This window comes from Sphingomonas sp. RS2018 (assembly GCF_054489605.1).
The window spans coordinates 114,099-130,927 of record NZ_JBTMWL010000003.1; the positions used below are offsets into that span (position 1 = coordinate 114,099).

14 protein-coding genes are annotated in these 16,829 nt (G+C 68.3%); 8 read left to right on the forward strand and 6 right to left on the reverse strand.

Translation table 11 applies throughout. The features are described 5' to 3' along the window. Positions 1 to 55: 55 nt before the first annotated feature. Genes ACX40P_RS09850 through ACX40P_RS09860 form a run of 3 tightly spaced genes read right to left on the reverse strand, consistent with a single transcriptional unit; the run spans position 56 to position 4,701 of the window. Positions 56 to 754 (reverse strand): anti-sigma factor, encoded by a 699-nt coding sequence (locus tag ACX40P_RS09850; protein WP_459126165.1) that lies wholly within the window; start codon positions 752 to 754, stop codon positions 56 to 58. Beyond that, entirely contained in the window at positions 744 to 1,301 is a 558-nt protein-coding gene (locus ACX40P_RS09855; RefSeq protein ID WP_459126166.1) for a sigma-70 family RNA polymerase sigma factor, read from the reverse strand. Before ACX40P_RS09855 ends, ACX40P_RS09850 begins: the two co-directional genes overlap by 11 nt. Next, positions 1,285 to 4,701, reverse strand: coding sequence for an amidohydrolase family protein (locus ACX40P_RS09860; RefSeq protein ID WP_459126167.1), 3,417 nt, complete (start codon positions 4,699 to 4,701; stop codon positions 1,285 to 1,287). The genes ACX40P_RS09855 and ACX40P_RS09860 overlap by 17 nt, the downstream gene beginning before the upstream one ends. Before the next feature lie 263 nt (positions 4,702 to 4,964). On the opposite strand from ACX40P_RS09860, the gene ACX40P_RS09865 reads away from it, so the two are divergent. Then, a complete protein-coding gene (locus ACX40P_RS09865) occupies positions 4,965 to 5,297 on the forward strand; it encodes a MarR family transcriptional regulator (RefSeq protein ID WP_459126168.1) in 333 nt (110 codons plus the stop codon). A gap of 91 nt (positions 5,298 to 5,388) precedes the next feature. Here ACX40P_RS09865 and ACX40P_RS09870 read toward each other — a convergent pair whose 3' ends face one another. Beyond that, positions 5,389 to 6,108 carry a GcrA family cell cycle regulator gene (locus ACX40P_RS09870; protein ID WP_459126169.1) on the reverse strand — a complete coding sequence of 240 codons (720 nt, stop codon included), beginning with the start codon at positions 6,106 to 6,108 and terminating at the stop codon, positions 5,389 to 5,391. Positions 6,109 to 6,167: 59 nt separating this feature from the next. Between ACX40P_RS09870 and ACX40P_RS09875 the strand changes: the two genes are divergently transcribed. From ACX40P_RS09875 to queE, 6 genes are all read left to right on the forward strand, one after another. Further along, on the forward strand, positions 6,168 to 7,019 hold the full coding sequence (locus ACX40P_RS09875; protein WP_459126170.1) for an ABC transporter permease: 852 nt from the start codon (positions 6,168 to 6,170) through the stop codon (positions 7,017 to 7,019). 78 nt (positions 7,020 to 7,097) lie between these two features. Further along, positions 7,098 to 8,294 carry an acetylornithine transaminase gene (locus ACX40P_RS09880; protein ID WP_459126171.1) on the forward strand — a complete coding sequence of 399 codons (1,197 nt, stop codon included), beginning with the start codon at positions 7,098 to 7,100 and terminating at the stop codon, positions 8,292 to 8,294. Positions 8,295 to 8,434: 140 nt separating this feature from the next. Further along, positions 8,435 to 9,376 (forward strand): ornithine carbamoyltransferase, encoded by a 942-nt coding sequence (gene argF / locus ACX40P_RS09885; protein WP_459126172.1) that lies wholly within the window; start codon positions 8,435 to 8,437, stop codon positions 9,374 to 9,376. 158 nt (positions 9,377 to 9,534) lie between these two features. Beyond that, positions 9,535 to 10,467, forward strand: a complete 933-nt coding sequence (gene hslO / locus ACX40P_RS09890; RefSeq protein WP_459126173.1) for an Hsp33 family molecular chaperone HslO — start codon at positions 9,535 to 9,537, stop codon at positions 10,465 to 10,467. A gap of 132 nt (positions 10,468 to 10,599) precedes the next feature. After that, positions 10,600 to 11,286, forward strand: coding sequence for a 7-cyano-7-deazaguanine synthase QueC (gene queC, locus ACX40P_RS09895; protein WP_459126174.1), 687 nt, complete (start codon positions 10,600 to 10,602; stop codon positions 11,284 to 11,286). After that, positions 11,283 to 11,915, forward strand: a complete 633-nt coding sequence (gene queE, locus ACX40P_RS09900; protein ID WP_459126175.1) for a 7-carboxy-7-deazaguanine synthase — start codon at positions 11,283 to 11,285, stop codon at positions 11,913 to 11,915. The genes queC and queE overlap by 4 nt, the downstream gene beginning before the upstream one ends. 162 nt (positions 11,916 to 12,077) lie before the next feature. Here queE and ACX40P_RS09905 read toward each other — a convergent pair whose 3' ends face one another. Together ACX40P_RS09905 and ACX40P_RS09910 are read right to left on the reverse strand one after the other, a co-directional pair. Further along, a complete protein-coding gene (locus ACX40P_RS09905; protein ID WP_459126176.1) occupies positions 12,078 to 13,082 on the reverse strand; it encodes a copper resistance protein B in 1,005 nt (334 codons plus the stop codon). Continuing rightward, on the reverse strand, positions 13,079 to 14,797 hold the full coding sequence (locus tag ACX40P_RS09910; protein WP_459126177.1) for a copper resistance system multicopper oxidase: 1,719 nt from the start codon (positions 14,795 to 14,797) through the stop codon (positions 13,079 to 13,081). Before ACX40P_RS09910 ends, ACX40P_RS09905 begins: the two co-directional genes overlap by 4 nt. 114 nt (positions 14,798 to 14,911) lie before the next feature. Between ACX40P_RS09910 and acs the strand changes: the two genes are divergently transcribed. Then, positions 14,912 to 16,816 carry an acetate--CoA ligase gene (gene acs / locus ACX40P_RS09915; protein WP_459126178.1) on the forward strand — a complete coding sequence of 635 codons (1,905 nt, stop codon included), beginning with the start codon at positions 14,912 to 14,914 and terminating at the stop codon, positions 16,814 to 16,816. The last annotated feature ends 13 nt before the right edge of the window (positions 16,817 to 16,829 follow it).

Consider the following 16,829-nt stretch of genomic DNA (forward strand, 5'->3'; position numbering starts at 1 on the left):
CGAGGGGCGGGCACCGGCCGCCGCGTATCCCCTCGCTCCTAACTCACTCCGTTCGTCAGATCGACGTCAACCGCGCCGTCCCCAGCACCGGCGTGCTGGGCGCGTCGTGCCGACCCTGCGTCTGCGGCTCCAGCGTGATCGCCAGCGTCGCACCGTCGGCCAGCCGCGCGCGGTCCGTCGCCGTCAGCGTATAGACGCCCGCCCGATTCAGCGCGACGAGGCCCAGCGAGCGCGGCGTGGCGTCGCTGCCGATCACCCAGAGTTCGGGCACCAGCGCGCCGGTCGGCAGGTTCGCGGTACGGACGTGCAGCCGCCCGTCGATCGTGTCGTAGCGCGCGGTGACGATCGGTCCCGCTTCGCCCTGCACCTGCGCCAGCAGCAGCGGCGCCTGCACGGGTGTCGGCACGGGCGGCTCGGGCCGCAGCACGATCACCGCCGCCAAGCAGGCGGCGATGGCGCTGGCGACCAGTGCGCCGGCCCGCCAGCGCGCCAGCGCGGCGGAGGATGCGTCGCCGATCCGCGCCGCGATCTGCCGCCACAGGTCGGCGGGCGGATCGACCGCGGGCAGCGTGTCGAGCATCGGGGCCAGCCGATGCTGCCACCGGTCCACCGCCTGCGCGAATTCGGGGTCGGCCAGCGTCCGGCGAAGCGCGGCGGCGCGCTCGTCGCCCTCCAGCACGCCCAGTGCCAGTTCGCCGGCCACGACGTCGCGTTCGTCCGGTGTGCCGGGCACGATGCCGTCGTCATTCGCCATCGAGGCACCTCCTGAGCGCGAGCAGCCCGCGCCGTATCCGGCTCTTCATCGTGGGTAGCGGCACTTCGGCCTGCCGCGCCAGTTCGTCGTAGCTATATCCGCCGTAATACGCCGAACGGATGACCGTGCCCTGTACCGCGTCGAGGCGATCGAGGCAGTCGTTCAGCACCGCTTCGTCCACCGGCAGGCCTTCGCTGTCCGCGGTTTCGTGCGCCAGCACCGCGTCCTGATCGCGCAAGGTGCGCGACGACGCGCGGCGCGTGTCGATGGCGTTGCCGCGCGCGATCAGCGAAATCCAGGTGATCGCGCTCGCCCGCGTCGCATCGAACCGCGCGGCGCGACGCCAGACCTTCACGAAGGTTTCTTGCAGCGCGTCCTCTGCCGCCTCGCGATCGCCGGTCAGCGCCAGGCAGATGCCGAACAGTCGTGCGGCGGTCGCGTCATAGACGCGGCGCAGTGCCGCACGGTCGCCGGCCGCGACCAGCACCATGTCGGCGTTCAGCCGCGCCCGCGCGGCGGCGCCGCCGCCCTCAGTGCCCGTGGCCATCGCCGCTCGCATGCGCTGCCGTGGGGGTGGACGATCCGGCGCGATTGCCGCTCTCCCACCAATAGGGCAGGCGTTTCGCCGTGCCAGTGGCGACCTCGTTCATCGTCGCGGCGTCGTACAGCCGCCCGCCCAGCATCACCCGCGCGATCTTGTCCGAATTGCGGATGTCGACCGTCGGATCGGCGTCGAGCACGACCAGATCGGCGAGCTTGCCGACCTCAAGACTGCCGATGTCTTTCGCCATGCCAAGCGACTGCGCCGGGGCAATCGTGCCCGCGCGCAGCGCCTCCAGCGGGGTCATGCCACCGCGAACGAAGCTCCACAGTTCGAAGTGCGAACCGATACCCGCCTGCTGCCCATGCGCGCCGATCGACACCTTCACGCCGCGCTTGGCGAGCTTGTTCGCCTCCCGCGCATTGTCGTCGTCGACGAAATCTTCCTCCGGCGCCTTGGTCACACGCGTCAGCTTCGCGGTCAGCCGGTCGGGCGGCGTGTGGCGTAGCAGCGGATGTTTCCAAACCTCCATCGCCTGATCCCAATAGGGTTCGCCGGCGAGCCCGCCGTAGCTGACCACCAGGGTCGGCGTGTAGTTGGTCGTCGCCTGGCTCATGAAGCTCAATACATCTTCATAGAAGATGTCGAGCGGAATATTATGCTCCAGCGTCGAATTGCCGTCGGCGACGATCGTCATGTCCATGCCGAACAGCGACCCGCCCTCCGCCACCACCAGCATGTTCTCCGCGCGCGAGGCCTCGACCACCTGCTGGCGCTGTTCGCGGCGCGGCTGGTTGTAGTTCTTCACCGAATGGCCGCCCTGCGCCTTCAGCCGGCGGACGTGGGCCATCGCGTCGTCCAGGCTGTCGATCTGCGCATAGACCCCCGCCGCCTTCGCGCCATAGACGATCTCTCCGGTCGAGAAGATGCGCGGCGCGAGCAGGGTGCCGGCCTGCTGTCGTTCGGACGCCACGAAGATCTCGCTCGCCTGGCTGGACGGATCGTGGATCGTCGTCGTGCCCATCGCGAGGTTCTGGATCGCCGACCAGTTCTGTTGCGGCACGATCTCGTCATCGCCCTGCGGCCCGTGGGCATGGGCATCGACCAGACCGGGAATGATCGTCTTGCCGGCCATATCGATCGTCGTCGCGCCGGCAGGGACGGGCGTGGAGGCGCGCGGGCCGACCGCGACGATGCGGTCTCCGTCGATCAGGATCGTGCCGTCGTCGACGATGCCGCCGGCGTCGTCGCGCATCGTGACGATGCGCGCACCGGTCAGCGCGACTACCCCCTTGTGCTTCACCGCAGCCCGCTGCGTCGACAGCGACACGCCGGTCGCAGGCGGCACGAACTTCGGTGCATCCTCACCTGCGGGGGCGGGGCGGAACAGCGCGGCGCTGTCTGCAGTGTAGAGCGTCGGCCCGAGCGACCAGTGCAGGCGCTTTCCGTCATTCGACCAGTGGATGTACTCCGCCCCGCCCGCGCTGGCGCGAGTGACCGGCAGGGCCTTGCCGTCCATGTCGGCCGGCGCGTCCTGCACGCCGGGCATCAGCGGGGTTACGAACGCGGCATAGTTCTGGCGGAATGCGACGTAATCCTCGTCCGGGGACACGATATAGTCGCTGGTCAGCTCACCGCTGGCGTGGACGCGCTTGTCGTTGCCGGACAGGTCGGTGGAGATCAGCTGGCGCTTGCCGCCCGAGCTGGCGATCATGAAGACGCGGTCGCCGTCCTTGCCGAACTGCGGCGCGGCCATGCCCTTCGCCACGCGCGCCGGCACGCCGCCGCTCGCCGCAACGCGGTAGACGCCGGGGTTCTCCGACCATTCGGGGGAGGTCAGCGCGCCGCCCTCACCCTTTTCGAACACGATCGTGCGGCCATCGGGCGAGAATTTCGGGCGCGCATAATGGCCCGGCTGCGTCGTTACGTCGCGCGCGGTGCCGCCGCTAGCCGCCACCGTGCGGATGCGGCCCAGCCCGGCATCGGTCCAGCCGACGAAGGCGATCGTCCGACCGTCGCGCGACCAGGTCGGGAACAGCTCCAAATCGTCGCCGGTCCCGCTCGTCAGCCGCCGCGCGGCGCCGCCCGCCATCGGCTTGACGTACAGCTTGCCGAGCGTCTCGAAGATCACGCGACCGCCATCCGGCGACACCGCGGCGAAACGCGGCATCTTCGTCTCGAACGTCGCTGGCGCCACCGGGATCGTGGGGTGGGGTGCTGCGATAAAGCCGCGCGTGTCGCTGACGCGGAACGGGATCACCGCCGCGCCGCCGCCGTCCGCATTCACGCGCCGGATCTTGCCGCCGGCCCAGAACACGACCGACGTCGAATCCGGGGTCCACGCCATATTGGGATAGACGCCGGTGACGGCCCAGGTCTCCTGCACGTCCTGATCCAGCGCGTCGTAGATCTTGCGCTCGATGCCCGACGCCAGATCCTTCACGTACAGCTTCGACCGCGTTCGCTCGCGCCGGACGAAGGCGATCGACTTGCCGTCGGGCGATGGCGTCGGCCGCACCGATCCGCCTGCGCCCGACGCGATAGTCGAAACCTCGCCGGTGGCGATGTCGTAGCGTTCGATGTTGAACAGGTCGGTGTTCGAATTCTGCGCATATTCGAAGATCGGGCCCGGCGTGACGTTACGGGTGTAGTAGATGCCCTTGCCGTCGGGCGTGTAGACGGGCTCGCCCAGTTCCTTCTGCAGCTGCTCGCTGGCACGCTTGACCAGCTGGATGCCGGCACCGCCCGACACATGGTACAGCCACACCTCGCCGGTTCCGAGCGAACGGCCGGTGGTGAAATGCTTCTTGGCGGCGATGAAGCGGCCGTCCGGGCTCCACGTCGGCTGGTTGAGCAGGCGGAAGTTTTCTTTCGTCACCTGCCTTTTGTCGCTGCCGTCGACGTTCATCACCCAGATATTGTCGCCACCACCGCGATCGGAGGTGAAGGCGATGCGGCGTCCATCGGGCGAAAAGCGCGGATGCACCTCCCAGGCCAGCCCCTCGGCGATCCGCGTCGGCGTGCCGCCTGCGATCGGCATGGTGTAGATGTCACCCAGCAGCGTGAAGGCGATCGTGCGCCCGTCGCGACTGACGTCGATGTCCATCCAGCTGCCCTGATCGACATCGATCCTCGCCTGGCGGATGGTGGCGCCGGGCGGGGCGTTGACGTCCCACTTCGCGGGTTTGGCGGGGGGCGTGGGCGTGGCGACGGGCTGTGACTGGGCGATCACCGGCGTCGGCTGCGGGCTGGGCAGAGGCTGAGGTTGTGGCAGCGGGTCGCGCGCCTTGTCCTCCGGCGCCCTAGTCTGCTCGACCGGCTTGTCCTGCGGCGTGGGTGCCACCTGTGCCGTTGCCGCGCCGAGCGAGAACAGGCTGGCAAGTACGGTCGCGACGCTGTGGTGCATGATTCCCCCGGCAAATTTCGGCTATCTTAGCAGCAGTTTGCCCGCGCGGTCATCCGGATGTTCGCGGCCGGATCGACTGTCCCGTTTTCGGTACACGATATACCAAAATGGGTAATGTGAGCGTTGCACTAATAAGAATCATAGCACAATAACGCTTCGTGCAGACTGAAGCCGACCGCCCGACCCTTGATTTCGTTCGAGAATGTGTCCTCCTTAGCCGCCGATGGCGCCAGCGAGTCGACGAGCGACTGAAGCCTGAGGGCATGACCCTAGCGCGCGCGACCGTGCTGTATTGGATCGGTGCGCTTGACGGTACAGTGACCCAGCGTGCGCTGGCCGATGTCGTCGGGATCGAGGGGCCGACGTTGGTGCGGCAACTTCATGCCTTGGAAGCGGCTGGGTTGGTCGAGCGGGTCGCGGTCGAGGGTGATCGGCGGGCGAAGGGCCTGCGCCTGACCGACGCGGCCGTCACGATGTTGAAGAGCGTGAACCGCGTCGTCGACGGCATGTGCGTGGAATTTCTGGACGGTCTGGACCGGCGTCGGCTGTCGAGCGCGACGAAGCTGGTCCGGGACGCGCGCGAGGCACTCGAATAGCGCGTCCAGTGCCGCGGAGCGGCAAGCATTCAACCCTTGCCTAGAAATAACCCGTTCCTGCGCGGCAGGAACGGGTTTTTCGTATGCCGGCTTAGCGCACCCGCGGGCCGCCGTAAGGCATCGGCGGCGGCGGGCGCCGGTCGCGGCGCGGCAGCTGCGCCTGATAGGCGTGGCCGCAATGATCGACGCAATATGGGAAGCCCGGATTCACCTTCTCGCCGCAGAAGTGGAAATCGGGTTCGCCGGGATGGCCAAGCGGCCATTTGCAAATGCGATCGTTCAGGTCGAGCAGGCTGGTCTTGCCCGCAATCGCCTCGCTGGGCTTCGCCGGCACGAGCCGACGCGGCGGCGCGGGTGTGGCGGGTGCCGCCTGCTCGCCTGGGTTCTGCCGCACGAACCCGCCCGGTCCGACCGATCGCAGCACCGGCGCATCGGGGCGCGGCTCGGCGGGGGCGGCGGCGGGGATCGCCGTCTCTTCGTCGTCATCGTCCTCGGTCGTGGAGAACGGCGCCTCGTCTTCGGCTTCGGCGTCGTCCTCGACAGGAGCGGGCGTCGGCGCTGCCGCCTTCGGCGCGGGGGGCGGCGGGGGGGCGGCGACCGGTGCCGGCGCGGCGGGAGCAGCGGCTGCCGCTACGGCCGCAGGATCGTTCGCCTTCACCGGGGACGGGCGCGACTGCAGGCCCAGGCGATGCGCCTTGCCGATCACGGCGTTGCGACTGACGCCGCCCAGCGCCTCGGCGATCTGGCTGGCGGTCTGGCCGCCCTCCCACATCGTCTTCAGCGTGTCGATCCGTTCCTCGGTCCAGCTCATGGCGTCGTCTTAGCTCTCGTGCTTGCGGGGGCGGGCGGGGTCGATTACGCGGCAATGCGATGATCGACCAGCCCCACCATTCCGCGGAAACCCTGATGCCCGCCCCCGGTGTCCCGACGATCCGGAACGTCAACTGGGGCGGATTGAAGACCCTCTATGTGAAGGAGGTGCGCCGTTTCTTCAAGGTGCAGCTCCAGACGATCTGGGCGCCGGCCGTCCAGACCCTGTTGTTTCTCGTCGTGTTCACGGTCGCGATGGGGGGCAGGAGCGCGGTGCCGGTCGGTGGCACCACCGTCGCCTTCGCCGATTTCATCGCGCCGGGCCTCATCATGATGGGGATGCTGCAGAACGCTTTCGCCAATGCCAGCTTCTCGCTGCTCGTCGGCAAGATCCAGGGGACGATCGTCGACTATCTGATGCCGCCGCTGTCGACCGCCGAGCTGCTCGCGGCGCTGACCGGTGGCGCCGTCACGCGTGCCTTCTGCGTCGGCGGGGCGGTGTGGCTGGCGATGGCGCTGTGGCCGGGCGTTCACGTGACCCCGGTCGCGCCGCTCGCCATCCTGTGGTTCGCGCTGTTCGGGTCGGCATTCCTCGCGCTGCTGGGCGTGATGACGTCGGTGTGGGCGGAAAAATTCGATCACGCCGCCGCCGTCACCAATTTCGTCGTCGGCCCGCTCGCCCTGCTGTCGGGCACCTTCTATTCGGTCGACCGGCTGGCCCCGGCGTTCCAGGCGATCAGCCACGCCAACCCGTTCTTCTACATTATCTCGGGCTTCCGCTACGGCTTCCTCGGCGTGTCGGACGGCTATCTTTCGATCTGGGCGTCGGGCGCGATCATCCTCGCGATTGACGTGGTCATGGGAATCGCCTGCTATGCGCTGCTGAAGAGCGGGTGGAAGCTCAAGAATTGACGCCCTCGGCACTCCCTTAGTAGAAGCGCGCTCCGGCGGCCCATGTTCGGGCCGCCATTTTCATTTGGAGATCTTACGGTGGCGATCACTCCCCTCATGCCCGTCTATCCCCGCTGCGGGGTGCGGCCGGTGCGAGGCGAGGGCTGCTACCTTTATGGCGAGCAGGGCGAGCAGTATCTCGATTTCGCCGCCGGCATCGCCGTCAACGCGCTCGGCCACGGCCACCCGCACCTGACGAAGGCGATCGCCGATCAGGCCGCGACGCTGATGCACGTCAGCAACCTCTATGGGTCGCCGCAGGGCGAGGCGCTGGCGCAGCGCATCATCGACAATTGCTTCGCCGACACGGTGTTCTTCACCAATTCGGGCGTCGAGGCGATCGAGTGCGCGATTAAGACCGCGCGCCGCTACCACTTCGTCAACGGCAACCCTGAGCGGCACAAGCTCATCACCTTCCGCAACGCCTTTCACGGCCGCTCGCTCGGCGCGATCAGCGCGACCGACCAGTCGAAGATGCGCGACGGGTTCGAACCATTGCTGCCGGGCTTCGCCTATGCCCCGTTCAACGATCTCGACGCCGCGCTGGCGCTGATCGACGAGGAAACCGCGGGCTTCCTGGTCGAGACGGTGCAGGGCGAGGGCGGCATGACCGCCGGCACGCCCGAATTCATCACCGGCCTGCGCAAGGCAAGCGACGAACACGGCCTGCTGCTGGTGCTCGACGAAATCCAGTGCGGTTACGGTCGCACCGGCAAGTTCTTCGCCTACGAGCATTACGGCATCGTGCCGGATATCATGACGGTGGCGAAGGGCATCGGCGGCGGCTTCCCGCTGGGCGCCTGCCTCGCCACCGAGGAAGCGGCCAAGGGCATGGTCGCGGGCACGCATGGCTCCACCTACGGCGGCAATCCGCTCGCGATGGCGGCGGGGCAGGCGGTGCTCGACGTGATGCTGGAGGCGGGCTTCTTTGAGCGGGTCACCGCGATGGGCGACCGCCTGCGCGCCGCGTTCGAACAATTGCTGCCGAACCACGATCACCTGTTCGAGGAGATCCGTGGGCGTGGGCTGATGCTCGGCATCAAGCTGAAGGACACCGCGGTCGCGCGCGATTTCGTGGCGCATCTGCGCGACAATCACGGGTTGCTGACGGTCGCGGCGGGGGAGAATGTCTTCCGCGTGCTGCCCCCGCTGGTGATCGACGAGAGCCATATCGCCGAGTGCATCGAGCGGCTGAGCGCAGGTGCGCGGAGCTATTTGCCGCTGGCCGATGATTGAATCGATCCTCCCCGCTCGCGGGGAGGGGGACCAAGACGCGAAGCGGCTTGGTGGAGGGGGAGTGCCGCGAGCGTAGCGTTAGTGGAGGCCCCCCTCCACCGCTTCGCGGTCCCCCTTCCCGTGCCGGGGAGGAAATTAAGATGATTCGCCATTTCCTGGACCTGTCCGACGCCGGTGCCGACGGCATCGCCGCGATCCTGGCCGATGCGATCGATCGCAAGGCGGCGCGGGCCGGCCTGCCAAAGGGCGCACCGGATGCCGACGCGCCGCTCGCCGGCCGGACGCTGGCGATGGTGTTCGAGAAATCCTCGACCCGCACCCGCGTGTCCTTCGACATGGCGATGCGCCAGCTCGGCGGGTCCGCGCTGATCCTCGACAGCGCAACGACGCAGCTCGGCCGCGGCGAGACGGTGGCGGACACCGCGCGCGTGCTCTCGGGCTTCTGCGACGCGATCATGGTCCGCACCGACGATCATGCGAAGGCGGTGGAGATGGCCGAGTTCGCCAGCGTGCCCGTGCTCAACGGCCTGACCGATGCCTCCCACCCGTGCCAGATCGTCGCCGACCTGCTGACCGTGGTGGAGGAGGGCAAGTCTCTGCCCGGCCTGAAAGTGGCGTGGCTCGGCGACGGCAACAACGTGCTGCATTCAATCCTGGAGGCGGCGGGGCTGTTCCAGTTCTCCGTCGCGGCCGCCTGTCCCGAGGGCTATGACCCCGAGGCGCGCTGGCTGGACGAGGCAAATGCCCGCCTCTCCGACAGCAATGCGCGCGTTAGCGTGGAGCGCGATCCCGTGCGCGCGGTCGACGGCGCCGATGTCGTCGTCACCGATACCTGGATTTCGATGGGTCAGGCGCATGCCGAACAGAAACTGGCGGCGATGATGCCGTATCAGGTCACCGAAGCGCTGATGGCGCGCGCTGATTCCAAGGCGATCTTCCTCCACTGCCTGCCTGCGCACCGCGAGGAGGAGGTGGTGTCGAGCGTCATCGACGGTCCGCAATCGCGCATCTGGCGCGAGGCGGAGAACCGCCTGCACGCGCAGAAGTCGATCCTGCGCTGGTGCTTCGGCCAGATCGGGTAGGTTGCGGGGGCGGCAGGGCCTTCCTATCTCGCCCGCTCACACAAAATACCGTTCGTGCTGAGTTTGTTGAAGCACCGTACTTCGTGCCGCGAGCGTTGCGCCGGCCGATCGAAGAGCGGTTCTTCGACAAGCTCGTGACCAACGGGTGAGAGAGCATCATGACCGACACCCCGACCCTCCCCGATCTCGACCGCGCGCTCGGCTTCACGCTGCCCGATCGCCACGCCCGCGGGCGCGTGGTGCGGCTGGGGCCGCTCGTCGACTCGATCGTCGCCGCCCACGCCTATCCGCCGGCGATCGAGGCGGTGTTGGTCGAGGCGCTGACGCTGACCGCGCTGCTCGGCACGCTGCTGAAGGATGCGCAGGGCCAGCTGACGCTGCAGGCGCAGGCGACCGGCGGGGTCGTATCGCTGCTGGTCGCCGACTACCGCGACGGCGAGCTGCGCGGCTATGTCCAGTATGACGCCGACCGGCTGGTCGAGGCGGGCGAGGCGCCGTCGCTCTACGCGCTGTTCGGCACCGGGCATCTGGCGATCACCTTCGATCAGGTGACGTCGGGCGAACGCTATCAGGGCATCGTGCCGCTGGACGGCGATACGCTCGCCTCGGCGGCGGAGATGTATTTCCTGCAGTCGGAGCAAATCCCGAGCCTGATCCGCGTCGGCGCGACCCGCAGCGACGACGGCCAGCGCGTCGCCGGCGGCATCTTCCTGCAACATCTGCCCGAGGGCGAGGTGGGGCGCGAGCGGCTGCATGTGCGGATGGATCACCCCGAATGGGATCATGTCGTCGCGCTCGGCGAGACGGTGGGGGCGGAGGAATTGACCGACGCCGCGCTGCCGCTGGAGACGCTCGTCTGGCGGCTGTTCAATGAGGAGCGGGAGGTGCGCGTGCTCGCCGCGACGCCGCTGTTGCGTGGCTGTCGCTGCGATCCCGCCTATGTCGCGCAGGTGCTGGCGAAGTTCCCGCCAGAGGATCGCGCCGACATGGCGGACGCGGCGGGCAATATCGTCGTCGACTGCGCCTTCTGCGCGACCAACTTCCCGATCCCGCTCGATTCGATTTCGTCGGCATCGGTAACCGCGGGTTAACCCTGCGGCGCGTAGGAAATGCTGGTGCTTGACGGCACATCCCTAGCTTTGGCTGACACTGGGCTGCCCTCGGGCGGCCCTTTCGTCGTTGGCGGCGTTGCGATGAGCGCGACAGGCGCGTAGCGAAACGATATGCCAGATCCGACCTTTGCTATCGTCCTCCTGTCCGGGGGGCTGGACTCGATGGTGTCCGCCGGCCGCGCGAAGGAGGACGGGCATCGCCTGTTCGCGCTGTCGTTCGACTATAACCAGCGCCACCGTGTCGAACTCGCCGCCGCACGTCGCGTCGCGCATATGCTGGACGTCGAGCGCCACATCGTCCTGCCGCTCGACCTCTCCGCGTTCGGCGGATCTGCGCTGACCGACGACATCGCCGTGCCGAAGGACGGCGTGCAGCCGGGCATTCCCGTCACCTACGTCCCCGCGCGCAACACGGTGTTCCTCAGCCTGGCGCTCGCCTGGGCGGAGGCGGCGGGCGCGCGCGACATCTATATCGGCGTCAACGCGCTCGACTATTCGGGCTATCCCGACTGCCGCCCCGAATTCATCGCGGCGTTCGAGGGGATGGCCGAACTCGCGACCAAGGCGGGGGTCGAGGGTCGCCCGTTCCGCATCCGCGCGCCCTTGCAGCATATGACCAAGGCGCAGATCGCCGCCGAAGCGCTGCGGCTCGGGCTCGACGCCGGGCTCAGCTGGTCGTGCTACGATCCCGCGCCCGGCGGCGTCCATTGCGGCCGGTGCGACAGCTGCCGCCTGCGCGCGAAGGGCTATGTCGAGGCCGGTATCCCCGATCCGACGGTCTACGCCCCCGCGCCATGAGCTACGCCGTCAAGGAACTGTTCCTGACCGTGCAGGGGGAGGGTGTGAACGCCGGTCGCCGCGCGGTGTTCGTGCGCTTCGCCGGGTGCAACCTGTGGTCGGGCCGCGAGCAGGATCGCGCGACCGCGGTATGCCGCTTCTGCGACACCGATTTCGTCGGGGTGGACGGTGACGGCGGCGGGCGCTTCGCCGATGGGGCCGCACTGGCGCAGGCGGTCGCGGACGCCTGGGGGCCGGGCCGCGACCACCGCTTCGTCGTGCTGACCGGGGGCGAGCCGATGCTCCAGATCGACGACGGCGTCGTCGACGCGCTTCACGCGCAGGGTTTCCGCATCGCGATGGAGAGCAACGGCACGCTCCCCGCGCATCCGCGCATCGACTGGGTGTGCATCAGCCCGAAGGCGGGCAGCACCGTCGTCCAGACGCGAGGCGACGAGCTGAAGCTGGTGTGGCCGCAGGTGGGCAGCGACTCGGACGCGATGGAGGCGTGGGACTTCGCTAATTTCCTTGTCCAGCCGATGGACGACGCGCAGGCGCCCGCAAACCTGGCCGCCGCACTCGACTTCGCGATGGCGCGGCCGAAGTGGCGGCTGTCGCTGCAGACGCACAAGCTGCTGGGGGTGCGGTAACGTCACCGCCACCGTTCGCCCTGAGCTTGTAGAAGCCTGTCCTGAGCGCCTGCCTTGGCAGGCAGTCGAAGGGGGCTGCCCTTCTTCATGCCGAAAGCGCCCGGTTCGGAAGAAGGGCAGTGCTTCGACAAGCTCAGCACGAACGGTGAATGGACTGGTGCTTCAGAACCAGGCCCGCACCCCAAGCACCACCCCGGTCGACGTATCGCCTCCACTACCCCACCGCCGCTCGTGCACCACCCCCACATACGGCGCGAATTCCCGAGCGATTTCATAGCGCAGCCGCAATCCAAGCTCCGCCCCCGACATCCCCGCCGCCACACCGAGCGCCGGAATATCCTGCGCCGACAGGTCGACCTCCACCCGCGGTTGCAGGATTAGTCGCTGGGTGATGCGCTGGTCGTAATCCGCCGACACTTCCGCGCGCAGTTCGCCCTTCGTAGACAGGAACGCGTGCGCTTCCACGTCGAACCAATAGGGCGCCAGACCCTCGACCCCCAAGACCACATGCGTGCGTGAGGGTTCGGGCCGCAGGTCGTGGCGCACACCCGCCTGCACGTTGAAATACGGCCCAACCGCGCGGCTGTAGAGCGCGGTCACCTCCGCCTGCTCCAGCCGCGCGCGGCCTTTGCCCTCGGTCTTCACCACCAGCCGGTCGATGTCGCCACCCAACCAGGCGTCCGCATCCCAGCGATAGCCGTCATCGGTGGGATCGATCTCGGCCCGGTCGAGCATGATACGGCTGAACCGCCCCCCGCCGTGCTCGCGCCGCAGCAGGTCGCGCGACGGCGCCATCGCGGCTGCACCCCAGATGCGGTCGGCATAGGTGGCGGGGACGGAAGGTGGCGGCGGGGCGTTGCCGATCGCTGCGGGCGCGGTCGGCGTGCAGTGTCCCATCGCCGCATGTTCCGGCGCGCAGGCGGCTGCGGCCTCGGGCGCGGCGGGCATCGGCATCGACATGGACGCAGCTTCTGTAGGGGTCGCTGCGGGTGGCAGAGCGGCGGCTTGCGGTCGCGCTTTCCGCACTGCCGGCGTCACCCTGCGCGCAGGCTTCGCCTTCACGGCGGGCGCCTTGGGCATCGGCATCGTCATCGCACAATGCCCCATCGCGGCATGCTGAGGCGAACAGGTCTGCGTCATTAGCGCGATCGCGAACGCCAGCGTCATGCCGCATCCCCCGCCGGGCGCACCGTCACCACCTGCATCATGCCCGCATGCATGTGGTAGAGCATGTGGCAATGGAACGCCCAGTCGCCGACCGCATCGGCGGTCAGGTCGAACGCCGCGGTGCCGCCGGGCTGGACGTTGACGGTATGCTTGCGCGGGGCATGGTCGCCGTGGCCGGTCGCCAGTTCGAAGAAATGCCCGTGCAGGTGGATCGGGTGCGCCATCATCGTGTCGTTGACCAGCACGACGCGCACGCGCTCGCCTTGCGTGAACGCTATCGGCTTGGTCACTTCGGACAGCTTCACGCCGTCGAACGCCCACATATAGCGTTCCATGTTGCCGGTCAGGTGGATGCGCAGTTCGCGCCCCGGCGGTCGCGTGTCGGGGTTCGGCGCCGCGGCGATCAGGTCGCGATAGGTCAGCACCCGGTGCCCGACGTCGGACAGGCCGATGCCCGGATCGCCCATCCGGTCGACCGGCATGGGCGAGATCGTCTGCACGGTCGCGGTCTTCGCGACACCCGGCGCGTTCGAGAAGTCGCGCATCGAATGCTGCATGAGTGCGGCACCATGATCCATGCCCGCCATGTCGTGGCCCATGCCCGCCATACCGGCCATGCCCATGTCCGCCATCGTCAGCACCGCACGCTTGCGCAGCGGCGGGGTCACCGCGCGCATGCCCATGCGCGGCGCGAGCGTCGCCAGCGCCATGCCCGACCGGTCGATCGACTCCGCCACCAGCGGATAGGCCCGGTCCTCCGCCGGCTCGACGATCACGTCATAGGTTTCGGCGACCGCGATCTGGAATTCGTCCACCGGCACCGGGCGGACCGGCAGGCCGTCTGCGGCGACCACCGTCAGCTTGAGCCCCGGTATCCGCACGTTGAAGCTCGTCATCGCCGAGCCGTTGACGATGCGCAGCCGCACCCGTTCGCCGGGCCTGAACAGCGCCGTCCAGCCGTCCCGGGGCCCATGCCCGTTGACGAGGAAGCGGTACTCGGCCCCCGTCACGTCGGCGATATCGGTCGGGTCCATCCGCATCCGCGCCCATTCGCGTCGCGTCTCTCCCGACACCGGCTCGCCATCGCCCGCCGTCAGCTTCTGGTAGTTGTAATAGCCGCCCTGCTGCTTCAGCCGGGTGAAGATCGCATGCGGATGACGGAAGCTGTAGTCGGAAAGCAGGATGACATGCTCGCGGTCCGTCGGCACCGGCTCCGCGCCGGCGGGATCGATCACGATCGGGCCATAAAGCCCCATCTGCTCCTGCAATCCCGAATGGCTGTGATACCAGTAGGTGCCCGACTGCACGACCGGGAAGTCGTAGGTGAAGGTCGTGCCGGCTGCGATGCCGGGGAAGCTCACGCCCGGCACGCCGTCCATATGGAACGGCAGGATCAGCCCGTGCCAGTGCAGCGAGGTCGTCTCGTCCAGCGCATTCTCGACGTGCAGCCGGACCCGCTGCCCTTCGCGCAACCGGATCAGCGGCGCGGGCACGCTGCCGTTGATGCCGATCGCATGCCCGCGCCGGCCGTCGATCTCGATCATCTGGTGGGCGATGCGCAGGCGGATGTCCTCGCCCGACAGCACGGGGAGGGCGGGTGCGGCCAGCCCCGCCGTCCCGCTCTGCGCCCAGGCCGGCAACGCGCCCGCCGCGGCCAGCCCCGCGCCGCCGCGCAACAGGGTACGGCGGGTGGTGGTCGGAGGCGCTGTCGTCATACTGCGCAGATAGTCATGATTCGGCCAGCCTCAAACCCGGACATCACCCGCCCTTCACAACCGCAATCCGAACCGCGATAGACCGTGCAAAGCAAGACGCGAGAGAGGATGAGCATGACGGCGAACCGGGTGACGATCGACACCGCCGAGTATGAGCGCCAATACGCCCGCGCCGCCGCCGATCCGGACGGCTATTGGCGGGACGAGGCGGCGCGGATCGACTGGATCGCGCCGTTTTCCACCGTGAAGGACGTGTCGTTCGCCGAAGCCGATTTCCGCATCCGCTGGTTCGCGGACGGCACGCTCAACCTGTCGGCCAACTGCCTCGACCGCCATCTCGCCACGCGCGGCGACGATGTCGCGATCGTGTGGGAGGGCGACGAGCCCGGCGAGACGCGGCGCATCACCTACCGCGACTTGCACCGCGACACCTGCCGCATCGCCAACGTGCTGAAGGCGCACGGCGTCGCGAAGGGTGATCGCGTCACCCTCTATCTGCCGATGGTGCCGGAGGCGGCGGCGGCGATGCTCGCCTGCGCGCGGATCGGCGCGGTGCATTCGATCGTGTTCGGCGGCTTCTCCCCCGACAGCCTGGCGGGCCGGATCGAGGATTGCGGTTCGACGCTGGTCATCACGGCCGACGAAGGCCGCCGCGGCGGCAAGCGCATTCCGCTGAAGGCCAATGTCGATGCCGCGCTGGAGCGCTGCCCCGACGTGAACACCGTCCTGGTCCTGAAGCGCACCGGCGCCGACGTGCCGATGGTCGCGGGCCGCGATGTCTGGCTCGACGAAGCGATGGCCGGCGTGTCCGACGATTGCGCGCCCGAACCGATGAATGCGGAGGACCCGCTGTTCATCCTCTACACATCCGGATCGACCGGCAAGCCGAAGGGCGTGCTGCACACCACCGGCGGCTATCTCGTCTGGGCGGCGAAGACCTTCGCCGACGTGTTCGATTACCGGTCGGGCGAAATCTTCTGGTGCACCGCCGACATCGGCTGGGTTACCGGGCACAGCTATGTCGTCTACGGCCCGCTCGCCAACGGCGCGACGACGGTGATGTTCGACGGCGTGCCGAACTATCCCGATCACGGGCGGCTTTGGGAGACGATCGACCGGCTGGGCGTCAACATCCTCTACACCGCGCCGACCGCGATCCGCGCGCTGATGCGGGAGGGCGATGCGTGGGTCACGGCGTACAGCCGGCAGAGTCTGCGCCTGCTCGGATCGGTCGGCGAGCCGATCAATCCGGAAGCGTGGGAGTGGTATCACCGCGTCGTCGGCGACGGCCGTTGCCCGGTGGTCGACACCTGGTGGCAGACGGAGACGGGCGGCATCCTCATCTCCCCGCTGCCGCACGCGACGCCACTCAAACCCGGCAGCGCGACGAAGCCGCTGCCCGGCGTCTTCCCGCAGATCGTCGATGCGGAGGGGCAGGTGCTGGACGGCGCGGTCGAGGGGAACCTCGTGCTCACCGACAGCTGGCCGGGTCAGATGCGCACCGTGTGGGGCGATCACGACCGGTTCTTCCAGACCTATTTCACCACCTACCCGGGCAAATATTTCACTGGCGACGGCTGCCGTCGTGACGAGGACGGGTACTACTGGATCACCGGCCGCGTTGACGACGTCATCAACGTCAGCGGCCACCGCATGGGCACCGCCGAGGTCGAAAGCGCGCTGGTCGCCCACACCCATGTCGCCGAAGCCGCGGTCGTCGGCATGCCGCACGACGTGAAGGGGCAGGGCATCTACGCCTTCGTGACGCTGAACGCTGATGCCGAGCCGTCTGACGAATTGCGCACCGAACTGCGCCAGTGGGTCAGGAAGGAGATCGGCCCGATCGCCACCCCGGACGCGCTGCAATTCGCGCCGGGCCTGCCCAAGACCCGCAGCGGAAAGATCATGCGCCGCATCCTCCGCAAGATCGCCGAAGGCGAAGTCGGCGCGCTCGGCGACACATCGACGCTGGCCGACCCGTCCGTGGTGGAGTCGTTGGTAAGGGAGCGGGTGGGGTAGGGGGACGGGCTGT

Excerpts from the sequence above, each read along its gene's own strand:
- ACX40P_RS09865 (WP_459126168.1), top strand. The coding sequence starts at position 4,965 with ATGACCCTAGCGCGCGCGACCGTGCTGTATTGGATCGGTGCGCTTGAC.
- queE (WP_459126175.1), top strand. The coding sequence starts at position 11,283 with ATGAGCTACGCCGTCAAGGAACTGTTCCTGACCGTGCAGGGGGAGGGT.
- ACX40P_RS09855 (WP_459126166.1), bottom strand. The coding sequence starts at position 1,301 with ATGGCCACGGGCACTGAGGGCGGCGGCGCCGCCGCGCGGGCGCGGCTG.
- queC (WP_459126174.1), top strand. The coding sequence starts at position 10,600 with ATGCCAGATCCGACCTTTGCTATCGTCCTCCTGTCCGGGGGGCTGGAC.
- ACX40P_RS09910 (WP_459126177.1), bottom strand. The coding sequence starts at position 14,797 with ATGACGACAGCGCCTCCGACCACCACCCGCCGTACCCTGTTGCGCGGC.
- acs (WP_459126178.1), top strand. The coding sequence starts at position 14,912 with ATGACGGCGAACCGGGTGACGATCGACACCGCCGAGTATGAGCGCCAA.
- hslO (WP_459126173.1), top strand. The coding sequence starts at position 9,535 with ATGACCGACACCCCGACCCTCCCCGATCTCGACCGCGCGCTCGGCTTC.
- argF (WP_459126172.1), top strand. The coding sequence starts at position 8,435 with ATGATTCGCCATTTCCTGGACCTGTCCGACGCCGGTGCCGACGGCATC.
- ACX40P_RS09860 (WP_459126167.1), bottom strand. The coding sequence starts at position 4,701 with ATGCACCACAGCGTCGCGACCGTACTTGCCAGCCTGTTCTCGCTCGGC.
- ACX40P_RS09875 (WP_459126170.1), top strand. The coding sequence starts at position 6,168 with ATGATCGACCAGCCCCACCATTCCGCGGAAACCCTGATGCCCGCCCCC.
- ACX40P_RS09905 (WP_459126176.1), bottom strand. The coding sequence starts at position 13,082 with ATGACGCTGGCGTTCGCGATCGCGCTAATGACGCAGACCTGTTCGCCT.
- ACX40P_RS09850 (WP_459126165.1), bottom strand. The coding sequence starts at position 754 with ATGGCGAATGACGACGGCATCGTGCCCGGCACACCGGACGAACGCGAC.
- ACX40P_RS09870 (WP_459126169.1), bottom strand. The coding sequence starts at position 6,108 with ATGAGCTGGACCGAGGAACGGATCGACACGCTGAAGACGATGTGGGAG.